This window comes from Rhodovulum kholense (assembly GCF_003053725.1).
Taxonomy (GTDB): Bacteria; Pseudomonadota; Alphaproteobacteria; order Rhodobacterales; family Rhodobacteraceae; genus Rhodovulum; species Rhodovulum kholense.
Genome location: NZ_QAYC01000008.1, coordinates 58073 through 72429, shown reverse-complemented (window position 1 = coordinate 72429; position 14357 = coordinate 58073). Strand labels below are relative to the sequence as shown.

Annotated in this window: 15 protein-coding genes and 1 other RNA gene; 11 read left to right on the top strand and 5 right to left on the bottom strand. The window is 68.4% G+C overall.

Annotation, left to right across the window (positions count from 1 at the left end; genetic code table 11):
* Positions 1–3: 3 nt before the first annotated feature.
* Both C8N38_RS11805 and C8N38_RS11800 read right to left on the bottom strand, forming a co-directional pair.
* Positions 4–1095 carry an efflux RND transporter periplasmic adaptor subunit gene (locus C8N38_RS11805; protein WP_108027382.1) on the bottom strand — a complete coding sequence of 364 codons (1092 nt, stop codon included), beginning with the start codon at positions 1093–1095 and terminating at the stop codon, positions 4–6.
* A 185-nt stretch (positions 1096–1280) separates the two neighbouring features.
* Positions 1281–3185 (bottom strand): bifunctional 2',3'-cyclic-nucleotide 2'-phosphodiesterase/3'-nucleotidase, encoded by a 1905-nt coding sequence (locus C8N38_RS11800; protein ID WP_281258225.1) that lies wholly within the window; start codon positions 3183–3185, stop codon positions 1281–1283.
* Positions 3186–3434: 249 nt separating this feature from the next.
* Between C8N38_RS11800 and nudC the strand changes: the two genes are divergently transcribed.
* A complete protein-coding gene (gene nudC / locus C8N38_RS11795) occupies positions 3435–4385 on the top strand; it encodes an NAD(+) diphosphatase (RefSeq protein ID WP_108027381.1) in 951 nt (316 codons plus the stop codon).
* 34 nt (positions 4386–4419) lie between these two features.
* Positions 4420–4887 carry an SRPBCC family protein gene (locus tag C8N38_RS11790; protein ID WP_108027380.1) on the top strand — a complete coding sequence of 156 codons (468 nt, stop codon included), beginning with the start codon at positions 4420–4422 and terminating at the stop codon, positions 4885–4887.
* 113 nt (positions 4888–5000) lie between these two features.
* On the opposite strand, the gene rpsU is transcribed toward C8N38_RS11790, so the two are convergent.
* Entirely contained in the window at positions 5001–5207 is a 207-nt protein-coding gene (rpsU, locus tag C8N38_RS11785) for a 30S ribosomal protein S21 (RefSeq protein WP_042458983.1), read from the bottom strand.
* 110 nt (positions 5208–5317) lie between these two features.
* Here rpsU and C8N38_RS11780 point away from each other — a divergent pair, with 110 nt between their 5' ends.
* From C8N38_RS11780 to C8N38_RS11770, 3 genes are all read left to right on the top strand, one after another.
* Positions 5318–6034: a COQ9 family protein gene (locus C8N38_RS11780; RefSeq protein WP_108027379.1), complete on the top strand. Its 717-nt coding sequence runs from the start codon at positions 5318–5320 to the stop codon at positions 6032–6034.
* Complete coding sequence (locus tag C8N38_RS11775; protein ID WP_108027378.1) at positions 6031–7020, top strand: NAD(P)H-quinone oxidoreductase; 990 nt, start codon at positions 6031–6033, stop codon at positions 7018–7020. Before C8N38_RS11780 ends, C8N38_RS11775 begins: the two co-directional genes overlap by 4 nt.
* Before the next feature lie 123 nt (positions 7021–7143).
* Positions 7144–7809: a hypothetical protein gene (locus C8N38_RS11770; RefSeq protein ID WP_108027377.1), complete on the top strand. Its 666-nt coding sequence runs from the start codon at positions 7144–7146 to the stop codon at positions 7807–7809.
* Between the two features lie 45 nt (positions 7810–7854).
* Here C8N38_RS11770 and C8N38_RS11765 read toward each other — a convergent pair whose 3' ends face one another.
* On the bottom strand, positions 7855–8484 hold the full coding sequence (locus C8N38_RS11765) for a ribonuclease T2 family protein (RefSeq protein WP_108027376.1): 630 nt from the start codon (positions 8482–8484) through the stop codon (positions 7855–7857).
* A gap of 130 nt (positions 8485–8614) precedes the next feature.
* Here C8N38_RS11765 and C8N38_RS11760 point away from each other — a divergent pair, with 130 nt between their 5' ends.
* Complete coding sequence (locus tag C8N38_RS11760) at positions 8615–9379, top strand: DUF1013 domain-containing protein (protein WP_108027375.1); 765 nt, start codon at positions 8615–8617, stop codon at positions 9377–9379.
* Positions 9380–9489: 110 nt separating this feature from the next.
* Here C8N38_RS11760 and C8N38_RS11755 read toward each other — a convergent pair whose 3' ends face one another.
* On the bottom strand, positions 9490–9996 hold the full coding sequence (locus C8N38_RS11755) for a c-type cytochrome (RefSeq protein ID WP_158272344.1): 507 nt from the start codon (positions 9994–9996) through the stop codon (positions 9490–9492).
* Positions 9997–10117: 121 nt separating this feature from the next.
* Here C8N38_RS11755 and C8N38_RS11750 point away from each other — a divergent pair, with 121 nt between their 5' ends.
* The 5 genes from C8N38_RS11750 (at position 10118) to recR (ending at position 14343) form a co-directional block, all read left to right on the top strand.
* Entirely contained in the window at positions 10118–10951 is an 834-nt protein-coding gene (locus C8N38_RS11750) for a prephenate dehydratase (RefSeq protein ID WP_108027373.1), read from the top strand.
* 76 nt (positions 10952–11027) lie between these two features.
* Positions 11028–11124: signal recognition particle sRNA small type (gene ffs, locus C8N38_RS11745), an RNA gene on the top strand.
* Between the two features lie 148 nt (positions 11125–11272).
* On the top strand, positions 11273–13018 hold the full coding sequence (locus tag C8N38_RS11740) for a DNA polymerase III subunit gamma/tau (RefSeq protein WP_108027372.1): 1746 nt from the start codon (positions 11273–11275) through the stop codon (positions 13016–13018).
* A 26-nt stretch (positions 13019–13044) separates the two neighbouring features.
* Positions 13045–13389, top strand: coding sequence for a YbaB/EbfC family nucleoid-associated protein (locus C8N38_RS11735; protein ID WP_108027371.1), 345 nt, complete (start codon positions 13045–13047; stop codon positions 13387–13389).
* A gap of 357 nt (positions 13390–13746) precedes the next feature.
* Positions 13747–14343, top strand: a complete 597-nt coding sequence (recR, locus tag C8N38_RS11730) for a recombination mediator RecR (RefSeq protein WP_108027370.1) — start codon at positions 13747–13749, stop codon at positions 14341–14343.
* The last annotated feature ends 14 nt before the right edge of the window (positions 14344–14357 follow it).

Here is a 14357-nt window from a genome sequence, read left to right as displayed (position 1 = left end):
GGTCTAGCCGTCCACCGGGGCGGCCGCGTCCACGGGCTGGCCGGGCCGGACCTTGTTCAGACCTTCGGTGATCACCCTCTCGCCCTCGGCAAGACCGTCCGCGATCACCGCAAATCCCCGGGCGGTGCGCCCGACCGTGACCCGGCGCAGCTCGGCCCTGTCGCCGTCGCCGACCACCAGCACGAAGGCGCCCTGCACGTCGCGCTGCACCGCCTGCTGCGGCACTGCCAGTTCCGGCGCCGGTTGCTGCGCGGTCAGCTGTACCCGGACCAGCTCGCCATCCAGCAGCAGCCCCTCGGGATTGTCGAAGCGGGCGCGCAGGGTGACGCTGTCGGTGCCTCCGGTGACCGCGCTGTCGACGAAATCGACATCGCCGGGCCGGTCGTAGACCGTGCCATTGGCCAGCGTCAGCGTCACCGCGTCGATGTCGCTGGCCGCTCCGGCCGCGACCCGTTCCAGATAGCTGCGCAGCACGGCGGTCGGCACCTGAAATTCCGCATGCATCGGGTCCAGCCGGATCAGCACCGCCAGTGGCCCCGCTCCGGCCGCGATCATCGCCCCGGCATCGACCTCGGGCGGCCCGATGCGGCCGGCGAAGGGGGCCGCGATCTCGGTATAGGACAGGTTCAGCCGGGCGCGGTCGAGCGCCGCCGACAGGCGAATCACGTCGCCCTCCCGGCTGGCAAGATCGGCCTCGGCCGTGTCGAGGATGGCCTGCGCGGCGGCATTCCGCGCGACCAGTTCCGCCTGCCGGTCCCGTTCCAGCCGGGCGCGGTCGCGGGCGGCCTCGGCCGTGCGCAGCGCGCCTTCGGCCTCCTTGACGGCGGTCTGAAACAGGTCCTTCTCGATCCGGAACAGCACCTGGCCCTCGGCGACCAACTCCCCGGGTTCGAAGCCGATTTCCTCAAGCATCCCGCCCACGCGCGCCACCAGCGCGACGGTGCGGTCGGCGTCGAGGCGGCCGTTGAAGGTGGCGGTCCGGGTCAGCTCCATCGTCGTGGCGGGCACGGCGACAACCGATGGCGGCGGCGTCTGCTGCGCATGGGCCGCGCAGCCAAGACAGATCGCCCCGAGAAACAGGCGGATTCCGGTCACGGTGAAGTCCCTCCCCCAAGGGCCCGCATCGGGGCGGGCTCCGGGAAAGTTTACATCGTTTAGTCATTCCAATGTGAAATTTTCGATCCGGACGGGTGGGCGGACCCGTTCCGGGCCAGGTCGGGGCCGTTCGGGGCCGTTTCCGGACCGGTCCCATGCCGCTGCCCGGCGCAGCGGGGGCGGCGCTAAAGCGCGATGCGAAGACGCAGGAAGCCGTCGGGGCCGTTTTCTGCGGGCTCGAGAGCGAGGTCGCGCAGCTCGTCGAGATGATCGAGCGCGGCCGGGCTGGTGTCGAACAGGACCGTGGTGCCGGGCAGATCCTCGAAGCGCCAGGTGGCATCGGCCCGCGGCGCGACGGTGCCGTGTTCGGCGATATAGCGCAGCAGCACGTCGCGGTTGGCATCGGGCGCCTCGAACGCCACGGTGTCGACCCCGGTGCCGGGAAAGCCGCCGCCGCCGCTGGCCCGGAAACTGTTGGTCGCGACCACGAATTCCATGTCGTCGGTCACTGGCTGTCCCTGCCAGCTCAGCCCCGAGATGCGTCCCGCGGTCGGGTCCAGCAGCCGGCCCCCCGGCCCGAAGCGCGGCGGCCGGCTGAGGTCGATCCGATATTCGACCCCGCAGATCACGTCGAAATTATAGCACGGGGCCTCGGGATTCAGCAGGATCTGGTCGGGTTGGCCCGGCTCGATCCGGTTGAAGAGCGCGGCCGAGCGTTCGAGCCAGCCGCGCAGCTGGGCGCCGGTCACCCGCACCGCGCGCACCGTGTTGGGGTAAAGGTAAAGATCGGCGACGTTTCGGATCGCGATGTCGCCCGCGGGCACGTCGGTGTAGTAGTCCGGTCCGCCATGGCCGCCCGCCTTGAACGGTGCCGCCGCCGACAGCAGCGGCAGGCCCTCGTGGCGGGTGCCCTTCAGCATCTCGGCCAGGTACCAGCGCTGGGCGTCGGCGACGATCTTGACCGAGGCGTCGTTGGTCACCAGCGAGAAATAGCTGTGCAGCGGCACTTCGGTGCGGCCGACGGCGCGGCGGGTATAGGCCAGCGTCTCGGCATGGGCGGGCGCCGCGGCCGTTATCACCTCGGGATTGCTGGACACCAGCGGCACCACCCCGCGGCCGGGCTTTCGGTGCGCGATCGGGTGCACCGCGCTGCGGTGTTCGGCCACCCGCCACCCGGCCGTGCCACGCTCGAGCAGCAGGTCGACCACGCCAAGATGCGATCCCCAGAAGCCGGGCATGACGGCGGGCTTGCCGCAGATCGTGCCCGCCTCGGCATCGACCCCGGGGATGCCCGCGAAATCGGGACCGGGCAGGGTCATGTGCTGATGTCCCGACAGGATCGCGTCGATTCCCTCGATCCCGGCCAGCGGCAGGCAGGCATTCTCCTGCCGGTCGACATGGTCGGGCTCGCCGATGCCGGAATGGGCCAGCGCCACGACCAGATCGGCGCCGTCGGCGCGCATCCGCGGCACCAGCGCCCGGGCGGCCGCGACGATGTCGCCACCCTCGGCCCGGCCGTGCAGATGCCGGCGGTCCCAGATCGCAATGGGCGGCGGCAGGAAGCCGATCACTCCGATCCTCAGCGGATGGGGCTGTCCCGCGCCGTCGCGCACCGTCCGGTCCAGCAGCGTATAGCGCGGCAGCGCGGCCAGCCCGGGCGGGGCCAGCGGGCCGGGCAGCAGATTGGCCGACACGACCGGGAACCGCGCGCCATCGAGCGCAGTCAGCAAAAAGTCGAGCCCGTAGTTGAAATCGTGATTGCCCAGCGTCGCCGCGTCATAGCCGACCGCATTCATCGCGGCGATCATCGGATGCATTTCGCCCGGGCGCAGGCCGCGTTCATGGGCGATATAGTCGCCCATCGGGTTGCCCTGCAGGAAATCGCCATTGTCGAACAATAGCGTATTGGCCGCCTCGGCCCTGAGCGTCGCGATCAGCGCGGCGGTGCGCGCCAGCCCGGCCGAGTCGATGGGGCGGTCGGAATAATAGTCATAGGGAAAGACATGCACATGCAGGTCCGAGGTTTCCATCAGCCGAAGATGCACGCGGTCGGCGGCGGGCGAAGCGGAAAATGGGTGCAGCGCGTTCAAGGATGCCCCCGCCTGAATGCCGCCCGACAAGGGGCGCGGCTGGCCGATACCAAACTACTCGGGCCGCGTCCGCAGCCTGCCGGGGAAATGGCTTTGACTTGGGGGCGGAATGCGACCATCACCGGCCTGCGAGAGTAAAGGGTTCGCAAGCGGATGGCGAGAGCCAATTCGCGTCAGGCGAATGTGGGATTGTTTGCATTCGCCCCAAACTGACGCCCGCCTTGCGCCATTGCAGGAAAAGGAGCCGCCATGCAACTGGCCGAGCAGGTGACTTTCGGAGGCGGCGGTCTGGACCGGGCCGCGTTGCGGCGCGGCGATGCCGTCTGGCTGGACGATGCCTGGGGTAAGGGACGGGTCCTGCCGCTCTGGCGCGGCAAGCCGCTGTGCTGCGAAGACGGGCTTGGCTGGGTGCCCTGCGCGAACCCGGTTCCGGCCGAGCGGCGCGCGCGGGCGATCTTCCTCGGGCTGGCCGATGGCGCGCCGCATTTCGCCGTCGATATCTCGGACTGGCGCCCGGACGAGATCCCCGACACGCTGGGCCTGTTTCTCGATCCGTCCGAACAGCGCCATCCCGATCTGCCGGAAGATCACCTCTTTCGCGAACTGCGCCGGGTGATGCCGGGGCTAGACCCGCTTCAGGCCGAACTGGCGGCGACCGCTAAGGGGATCTGCGAATGGCACCGCACCCACCGGTTCTGTTCGCGCTGCGGCCAGCCCAGCCGGATGGTCGATGCGGGCTGGCGCCGGGTCTGCGAGGCCTGCAGCACGCCGCATTTCCCGCGCACCGATCCTTGCGTCATCATGCTGATCCTGCAGGGCAACTCGGTCCTGCTGGGGCGCTCGCCGGGCTGGCCCGAGGGGATGTTCTCGCTCCTGGCGGGCTTCATCGAGCCGGGCGAGTCGGTCGAGGCCGCGGTGCGGCGCGAGGTCGCCGAGGAAACCGGCATCCGCGTGGGCCGGGTCGGCTATCTGGCCAGCCAGCCCTGGCCGTTTCCGGCCTCGCTGATGCTGGGCTGCCGGGGCGAGGCCCTGTCCCGCGAGATCACCGTCGATCCGGCCGAGATCGCCGAGGCGCGCTGGGTGCCGCGCGAAGAGATGCTGGCGGTCATCGCGGGCGAATCCGCCGACATCCGGCCGCCGCGCCCGGGGGCGATTGCCGGCTACCTGATCCGCAGATGGCTTGCGGACCGGCTGGATTGAGGCCAGAACGGACAGAGCCAGCCCGGAGCCAGACATGCAGCTTACCGCCCGCGAAGACATCGCCGCGCCGATCGAGGAGGTCTTTGCCGTGCTGTCGGACTTTCCGCGCGTCGAGGCCGCGGCCGGTCGCCGCGGGGCCGACCTGCGCCGGCTCGACGACCGCAGCGAACCCGGGCCGGGCATGGCCTGGGCTGCCGAATTCACGCTGCAGGGCGCCCGGCGCGCGGTCGAGACCGAACTGGTCGCCTTCGAACCGCCGCAACAGATCCGCCTGCAGTCGCGCTCGGGCGGGCTGCAGGCCGCCAGCGCCATCGAGCTGCAGCTTCTGGCGCCGCGCCTGACCCGGCTGGCCATCTCGATCGAGCTCGCCTCGAAGACCATCGGCGCGCGGGTGCTGCTGCAGACGCTGCGGCTTGCCCATCACCGGCTGGCCGAGCAGCTTGAAACATCGGTCGCCCGGCTGGCCCGCGAGATCGAGGCGGGCCGCTTCCGTCAGGGCTGAGCCCCGGCCGCAAGGCAAGGATTTTCAGGGTCCCGGAATCGACAAACCCCCGGGCAGGGCCTCGGGGGTCGTCTCGCTGGAGCATTGCTGCTCCGGTTCGCATGCCGACGGTCTTACAGAAGACCTTCGCGCTGGGCTTTCTTCCGCGCCAGTTTGCGCGCACGGCGGACGGCTTCCGCCTTCTCGCGCGCTTTCTTCTCGGACGGTTTCTCGAAATGTTGCTTGAGCTTCATTTCGCGGAACACGCCTTCGCGCTGAAGTTTCTTCTTCAGAGCCCGAAGCGCCTGGTCGACATTGTTGTCGCGAACGCTGACCTGCATGTGGTTGTCACCACCTTTCTTGCTGGAGTTTCGAATTTCGCAGGAGGTGGCCGTATAGCAAAGCCGCGCGAACTTGTCTATAGAGGGGGCCGTCGAAAGGAGGCCCCCGCATGACCGACACGCCCCAAGGCCTGGATGCCATCAAGCAAGAGCTTCTGGACGCGGCCCTGATCCACGTCCCGTTCGACGGATGGAGCGAGGCCGCCTTCCGCGCCGCCATCGCCGATTCCGGCGTCGATGCCGCCATGGCCCGCGCCGCCTGCCCGCGCGGTGCGGTCGATCTGGCGGTGGCCTATCATTTGCGCGGCGACGACGAGATGGTGCGCCGCCTGACCGAAACCGACCTCTCGGCGATGCGCTTTCGCGACAGGGTGGCGCTGGCCGTGCGCTACCGACTGGACGCGGCCGAGGACAAGGAGGCCGTGCGGCGGGGCGCCACTCTGTTCGCGCTGCCGCCTTACGCCGCCGAAGGCTCGCGGCTCGTCTGGGGCACCGCCGACCGGATCTGGACCGCGCTCGGCGACAGCTCGGACGACGTGAACTGGTACACCAAGCGCGCCTCGCTGGCGGCGGTCTACGGCTCGACCGTGCTTTACTGGCTGGGCGACGAAAGCCCCGACCATGCCGAGACCGCCGCCTTCCTCGACCGCCGGATCGGTGATGTGATGCAGCTCGAAAAGGTCAAGGCGCAGGTCAACAAGGCCTGGGTTCTCAAGCCGCTGATGCTGGGGCCGAACTGGCTTGCCCGGCAGATCCGTCCGCCGCACCGGCAGCCCGACCGGCGGCTGCCCGGATCGGTCCGTCCCGGCCTGCCGGAGCGCACATGACGCTCCCGGCAACGATGCGGGCGGTCGAGATTTCCGAACCCGGCGGCCCCGAAGTCCTGCGTCCGACCGAACGCCCGGTGCCGGTGCCGCGGGCGGGCGAGGTTCTGATCCGGCTGGCCTATGCCGGGGTGAACCGGCCCGACGCGCTGCAGCGCGCGGGATCCTACGCGCCGCCGCCGCAGGCCTCGGACCTGCCGGGGCTGGAAGGCGCGGGCGAAGTTGCGGCGCTGGGCGAGGGCGTGTCGGGGCTTCGGGTCGGCGACCGGGTCTGCGCGCTGCTGCCGGGCGGCGGCTATGCAGACTATGTCGCGACCTCGGCGGCACATGCGCTGCCGGTGCCGGACGGGCTGGGGCTGAAAGAGGCCGCCTGCCTGCCCGAGACCTTCTTCACGGTCTGGTCCAACGTCTTCATGCGCGGTGGCCTCACGGCGGGCGAACGGTTCCTGGTGCATGGCGGGTCCTCCGGGATCGGCACGACCGCGATCCAGCTGGCCTCGGTCTTCGGGGCGCGGGTCTTCGCCACCGCCGGCAACCCGACCAAATGCGCGGCCTGCCGCGATCTGGGGGCCGAGCGGGCGATCGACTATTCCAGCGAGGATTTCGTCGAGATTTTGCGGGCCGAGGGCGGGGCCGACCTGATCCTCGACATGGTGGGCGGCGACTATCTTCCGCGCAACGTGCGGGCGCTGGCCGATGACGGGAGGCTGGTGCAGATCGCCTTCCTGCAGGGGCCCAAGGTGGCGCTGAACTTCGCGCAGGTGATGATGCGGCGGCTGACCATCACCGGATCGACTCTGCGCCCGCAATCGGATCTGGCCAAGGCGCGGATCGCGGACGAACTGCGCGAGAGGGTCTGGCCGCTGCTGGCCTCGGGCCGCATCGCGCCGGTGATGGACAGCGAATTTGACCTGACCCAGGCGGCGCTGGCCCATGCAAGGATGGAACAAAGCGCCCATGTCGGGAAGATTGTCCTGAAGATCGCCTGAGACTGCGCAACGCCCTGGAAACTCACCGTTTCCGGGGCGCGTAAGGCCTTGCAAAAGCCGCGAAATCGTCACAATCCCGATCCCGGTGGCAGGGGCCGCCGGGGTTTTGAAGGGGTGATTTCGATGAAAGGCATTTTCTCTCTCGCAGGGCTGGCGCTGGCCGCCGGACTGGGCACGGCGCAGGCCAGCACGCTGACGCTGGACTATACCGGGCAGACCCCCGGCGCGACGACGGTCTATTATTCCTTCTACGGCCGGTCGGACTCGGCCAGCGCCGGACAGTTCGCCTTCGATGTCGCGGGGCAAAGCGACCCGCTTCTGGCCTGGTGCGTGGACCTGACCCATGCGCTGAGCCAGACCGCGACCGGCTACACGACCGGCGCATCGCTCTTCGGCAGCACCGTCCTGACCAATCTCGACCGCCTCTTCACCCAGCATTACGCAGATGTGGTCGATGCGGTCAGCTCGGCCGCGTTCCAGGTCGCGATCTGGGAGGTCGTCTATGACAGCGACAGCCTCAACCTCGGGCGCGGCGCTTTCCGCCTGAGCGGCTGGACCGACAACCGGGTCGAGCGCAAGGCCGCCGATTTCCTTGCGCTGACCGACGAGACCGGCGGCTATCAGCTGGACTTCCTGAAATCGACCTCGTGGTGGCGGCCGAGCCAGAGCCTTGTGACTGCGGTCGCCACGCCCGATCCGGCGCCGGTGCCGCTTCCGGCCCCGGTTCTGATGCTGGGCTCGGGGCTGCTGGCGCTGCTGGGCCTGTCCCGGCGCCGCAAGGCCGCCTGAGCGCCTCCGTCCGACACCATGAGGCCCCTTCGGTCCGGCTGACGGTCAGCGGATCGGGGGCATCGCCGCGTCGCGAAGCGTGCAATCCTCGACCGTGTCGGCGGCGCAGGGACGGGGCCTCAGATCCCTGGTCAGGCAGATCCGCACCTCCTGGATGCGGCCGGCCTTGCAGGTCACGGTCAGCATGTCGGGCAGAAGGCCGGGATTGGCCTGCAGGAAGGCCTCTTCGACCACGCCCGCGGGCAGCCGGACCGGAGCCGTCAGCTTGCGGAAGGCGGGCGGCCGGATGACCGCGCCATAGGCCCGGCGCGCCGCGGCAAAATAGTCGCCCGCCGACAGGCCGGAACAACGCCCGTGTTTCTTCCACTGGTACCAGGCCGCGCCCGAACTGCCCATCAGATCGGCCATCCGCGCGGTCTGGGCGCGCGAGGGGTCGGGTTTCGCGCCGCGGCAATAGCCGGGCCAGCCCTGTTCGTATTGCGGCCAGAGCCCGTGCAGAACCCATCCCGCGCCCCCGCCCGGCGCGCAATGCGGGCTTTGCCGGGCCTCGCCCTCCAGCGCGCACCAGCTTGGCGCCCAGCTGAGCGCCAGCAGGTAATAGTCGAATTTCCCGGCGGGCTCGCCATCGGCGCGGGCCAGGGTCGCAGACAGCAGCAGCACGGCCAGCCAGCGCATTTTCTCTTTTCTCCGGGCGTTTCGCCGACTATATAGACTGGAACTTCCCCGAAAACGAGGAACCGCGCCAATCCGGCGCAGCCGTTTCCCGGCCCGGGGAGCGCTATGGTCGCACGAGAGGAGAAGGCCGATGAACAAACCCATCATGGCCAAGGCCACCGCCGTCTGGCTGGTCGACAACACGACGCTGAGCTTCCGGCAGATCGCCGATTTCTGCGGCCTGCACGAGCTGGAAGTGCAGGGCATTGCCGATGGCGACGTGGCGGGCGGGGTGCGCGGCTTCGATCCGGTCGCGAACAACCAGCTCGACCAGTCGGAAATCGACAAGGCCGAGAAGGACCCGCTTTACAAGCTGCGGCTCAAGTTCAACCCGGCCGCGCTGGGCGAGGAAAAGCGCCGCGGCCCGCGCTATACGCCGCTGTCCAAGCGGCAGGACCGGCCCGCCTCGATCCTGTGGCTGGTCAAGTTCCACCCCGAACTCAGCGACGGCCAGATCGCCAAGCTGGTCGGCACCACCAAACCGACGATCCAGTCGATCCGCGAACGCACCCACTGGAACATCTCGAACATCCAGCCGATCGACCCGGTGGCGCTGGGGCTCTGCAAGCAGTCCGAGCTTGATTCCGCCGTGCAGAAGGCCGCCCGCAAGCGCGCCGCGGAAGGCGGGCTGATGACCGATGACGAACGCCGCAAGCTGGTCTCGACCGAACAGTCGCTGGAAATGGGCACCGAGCCGCGCCTGCCCTCCGCCATTTCGGGGCTCGAAACCTTCACCCTGACGCGCCCGGACGACGACGAGGAAGAGGACCGATTGGTGCCGGATGCCGACAGCTTCTTCAACCTGCCCGATAACGGTGACGAGGAAGACGAGGACGACGACGATCCCCGCCGCTGATCCGCGGCCGGGCGATCCGGTCCGGACGGACAGAAACGGACGGCTCGTTTCGGCGGGCCGCCCGTTCGCCTTTCAAGGGCTCGCTTGCGCGGCGCGTGGCCGGGCGGCGCTCAGTCGTCGAGCGAGTCGAGATAGGCGATGACGTTGGCGCGGTCCTGCGGGTCCTTGAGCCCGGCAAAGGTCATCGCCGTGCCCGGCACCACGTCGCGCGGGGCCGCGATGAACTCGTAGATCCGCTCGGCCGTCCACTCCCCCTCGAGCCCCGCCATCGCGTCGGAATAGGAAAAGTCGGCCACTGCATGCACCGGCCGCCCGACCACGCCGTAAAGCGACGGCCCGACCGCGTTCACGCCTTCCTCGGCCCGGTGGCAGGACTTGCACTGGTTGAAGACCCGCTCGCCCGCGGCCGCATCGGCCTGGGCCATGCGCTCTTCGAAGGTCAGCTCCTGTTCCGGTTCTGCCGGGGTCTCGGGCTCTTCCTCGATGACCACATAGGCGGGTTTTTCAAGCTCGGGCGGCGTGAAGTAGAACCCTCCCGCCCGATCGACCAGCACAAACAGCAAAAGCGCCCCCGAGCCCGCGCCCAGAAGCTTGGTGAAGCTCACCTTCTTCAGCATCAATTCGATCCCATGTTTTCCCGCGAACTTCCTATGTGCTTCCCCTTCGGCTTGGCAAGAAGTATTCAGTTTAACCATCGACCCGGCCGGGTCCCGGCCAGCCACAGGAAACAGTCCCCACATGACCAGCCGTATCGCCTTTCAGGGAGAACCCGGCGCCTATTCGCACCAGGCCTGCCACGACGCCCGTCCCGAGATGGAGGCGCTGCCCTGCCGGACCTTCGAGGACGTGATCGAGGCCGTGCGCAGCGGCGAGGCGGACCTGGCGATGCTGCCGGTCGAGAATTCGACCTACGGGCGGGTGGCCGACATCCACCAGCTTTTGCCGGATTCCGGGCTGCATATCGTGGGCGAGGCCTTCGTCAGGGTGCATATCAACCTGCTGGCAGTTCCGGGCGCGCCGCTTTCGGGCATCCGCCGCGCGATGAGCCATACCGTCCTGCTGGGGCAATGCCGGGACTTCCTGCATAAGCATGACATCCACCGGGTGACCGGGGCCGATACCGCGGGCTCGGCCCGGCAGGTGGCCGAGATCGGCGACCCGGAATTGGCCGCGCTCGCGGGCGATCTGGCGGCCGAGATCTACGGGCTCGAGGTGCTGGCCCGCCATATCGAGGATCACGACAAGAACACCACCCGCTTTCTGCTGATGTCGCGCGAACCCGACCGCACGCGGCGGGGCGATCTGGGCATGATGACCACCTTCGTCTTCCGGGTCCGCAACATTCCGGCGGCGCTTTACAAGGCGATGGGCGGCTTCGCGACCAATGGCGTCAACATGACCAAGCTGGAAAGCTACATGGTCGACGGGTCCTTCACCGCGACCCAGTTCTACGCCGATATCGAGGGCCATCCCGACGACCCCCATGTCGCCCGCGCGCTGGAGGAACTCGACTACTTCACCTCGCATCTCGACATTCTCGGGGTCTACCCGGCTGACCGCAAACGCAGCTGAGCCGCGGCTGCGGCGCCGGGGCCGGACCGGACCCCGACCCTTGCGAATCCGCCGCGTGACGTCTATGTAACGCCTCGAGAGGTTGGCGCGGGCGAGCGCCTCGCCAACCCGGTCAGGTCCGGAAGGAAGCAGCCGTAACGAGCCCCGTTCGGGTCGCTGTCCAGCCTCTCACCTTCTCCCCGACAGGCGTACAGGCGTTTTGCAGTCCGACAGCGGGCGCTTCTGTCCGGCGGTCTCTGCCGGGGACTGTCCGCGATCCGCTGGACGCCGCCCGGGTCAGGGCCTACCCTGTCGCCCGGACCCGCGATTTCGAGAGGACCCATGGCAGACCCCCAGGGCACCGCCTATCAGGTGCTGGCGCGCAAGTACCGTCCCGCCACATTCGCCGATCTGATCGGGCAGGATGCGATGGTGCGCACCCTCAAGAACGCCTTTGCCGCCGACCGGATCGCGCAGGCCTTCATCATGACCGGCATCCGCGGCACCGGCAAGACGACGACCGCCCGGATCATCGCCAAGGGCATGAACTGCATCGGCCCGGACGGGCAGGGCGGCCCGACGACCGAGCCCTGCGGGCAATGCGAGCATTGCCGCGCCATCGCCGAGGGCCGCCATGTCGATGTGATGGAGATGGACGCCGCCTCGCGCACCGGCGTGAACGACATCCGCGAGATCATCGACAGCGTGGCCTACCGGGCGGCCTCGGCGCGCTACAAGATCTACATCATCGACGAGGTTCACATGCTGTCGACCAGCGCGTTCAACGCGCTGCTGAAGACGCTGGAGGAACCGCCCGCCCATGTGAAGTTCATCTTCGCCACCACCGAGATCCGCAAGGTGCCGGTGACGGTGCTGTCGCGCTGCCAGCGCTTCGATCTGCGCCGGATCGAGCCCGAGGTGATGATCGCCCATCTGAAAAAGATCGCGGGGCTCGAGAACGCGCCCATTTCGGACGAGGCGCTGGGGCTGATCACCCGGGCCGCCGAAGGGTCCGTGCGCGACGCGATGAGCCTTCTCGATCAGGCGATTGCGCATGGCGCGGGCGAAACCACGGTCGATCAGGTCCGCGCCATGCTGGGCCTCGCCGACCGGGGCCGCGTGCTCGATCTTTTCGACATGATCATGGCGGGCGACGCCGCAGGCGCGCTGGGCGAGCTGGCCGCGCAATATGCCGACGGCGCCGATCCGCTGGCGGTGCTGCGCGATCTGGCCGAGATCACTCACTGGCTCAGCGTCATCAAGATCGCGCCCGAGGCCGCCGACGACCCGACCGTCGGCCCCGACGAACGCGCCCGCGGCCGCACCATGGCCGAGCGGCTGTCGATGCGGGTGCTGGCGCGGATGTGGCAGATGCTGCTGAAGGCGCTGGAAGAGGTCTCGATGGCGCCCAATGCGATGATGGCGGCCGAGATGGCGGTGATCCGGCTGACCCATGTCTCGACCCTGCCCGCGCCCGAGGATCTGGTGCGCAAACTGCAGGACAACCCGCCCTCGGGTCCCGCGCCTTCCGGCCCCGCGCCCTCGGGCGGCGGCGGGATGCAGGCGCAAGCCCGGGGCGTCCCGATTCATGCCGCGCCCTCGGGCGGCGGCGCCGTCACCGCGCTGGCCCGCGCCCCCGAGCAGACGCTGGCGCATTACCCAAGTTTCGAGGCGGTGGTCGACCTGATCCGCGCCAATCGCGACATGGTGCTGCTGGTCGAGGTCGAGGCCGGCGTCCGGCTTGTCAGCTATTCCCCCGGCCGGATCGAATTCGAACCCGCGCCCGGCGCGCCCGCCGATCTGGCCCAGCGGCTGGGACAGCGGCTGCAAAGCTGGACCGGCGCGCGCTGGGCGGTTTCGGTCGTGGGCAAGGGCGGTGGCCCCACCATCGACGAGACCCGCAACGCCGCCGAGGCCGCGCGCAAGGCCGAGGCCGCCGAACATCCACTGGTCCGCGCCGTTTTTGCCGCCTTCCCCAAGGCCGAAATCATCGACATAAAGCCGCCCGAGGTCCTGGCGGCCGAGGCGGCCGCCGAGGCTCTGCCCGAGGTCGAGGAGGAATGGGACCCGTTCGAGGACGACGACTGAACGCATAACAGGCGAAGGAGACACGCATGTTCAAGGGAATGGGCGGCCTTGGCGACATGGCCAAGATGATGAAAGCCGCGACCGAGATGCAGGGCAAGATGGCGGCTCTGCAGGAGACGCTGGCCACCACGCTGGTCGAGGGCGAAAGCGGCGCGGGGCTGGTCAAGGCCACGGCGACCGCCAAGGGCACGCTGACCGCGCTGTCGATCGATCCGTCGATCTTCAATCCCGACGAGAAGGAAGTGGTCGAGGACCTGATTCTGGCGGCCATCAAGGACGCCCAGCAGAAGGCGATGGAAAAGACCAAGGAAGAGACCCGCAAGCTGACCGAGGAAATGGGTCTGCCTCCGGGGCTCGGCCTGCCGGTCTGATCAAATGTTTTTCTTCGGCCCAGAGGATGCCTCCAAGCTTCCTTTGAGTGGAGAGACCGCTGAAGTGGTGATCTCCGAGGCGCGCAAAGCATATCTGGAACAGATTTGCGCGTACTTGGGGATCTCGCTTCTCTTTGGGTGGATTGGTTATAGCTCGAGCGGACCTGCAGCGCAGATAGTGAATAGTATAGCTGGGCTGGGGCTCATCTTGTTTTTTATCACTTCGTACTGCTTTCTTACAGTTCATTTCCGGGACGCTAGGCGTGTTCGGGGAGACATTCTGCAAGCTGCTCAGCACCAGAAGGACCCAGATTTGTTTTGGCGCTGTTACTCCGATCTGTTTCCGATGGCGTGGAAATGAGTCGCCCGCACGAGATAGACGCGCTGATCGACCTGATGGCACGGCTGCCGGGGCTTGGGCCCCGGTCGGCCCGCCGTGCCGTGCTGCATCTGGTCCGCAAACGCGCGGTCCTGTTGTTGCCGCTGGCCGAGACCATGCGCAAGGTCGGCGAGGCGGTGCATGATTGCGCCGTCTGCGGCAACATCACCACCGCCGATACCTGCGAGATCTGCGCCGATCCGGCCCGCTCGAACGGCGAGATCTGCGTGGTCGAGGATGTGGCCGATCTTTGGGCGATGGAACGCGGCGGTGCCTTCGGCGGGCGTTATCACGTGCTGGGCGGCACGCTGTCGGCGCTCGATTCGGTCGGGCCCGAGGATCTGCGCATTCCCGATCTGGTCGAACGGATCGGGCGCGAGGGGATCTCCGAGGTGATCCTGGCGCTGAACGCGACCGTCGACGGCCAGACCACTGCCCATTACATCGCCGAAGAACTGGCCGAGACCGGCGTGCGGCTGAGTTCGCTGGCCCAAGGGGTGCCGATCGGGGGCGAGCTCGATTATCTCGACGACGGCACGATCAGCGCGGCCCTGAAGGCGCGCCGGGGGCTCTGAGCCCGGGATTACCC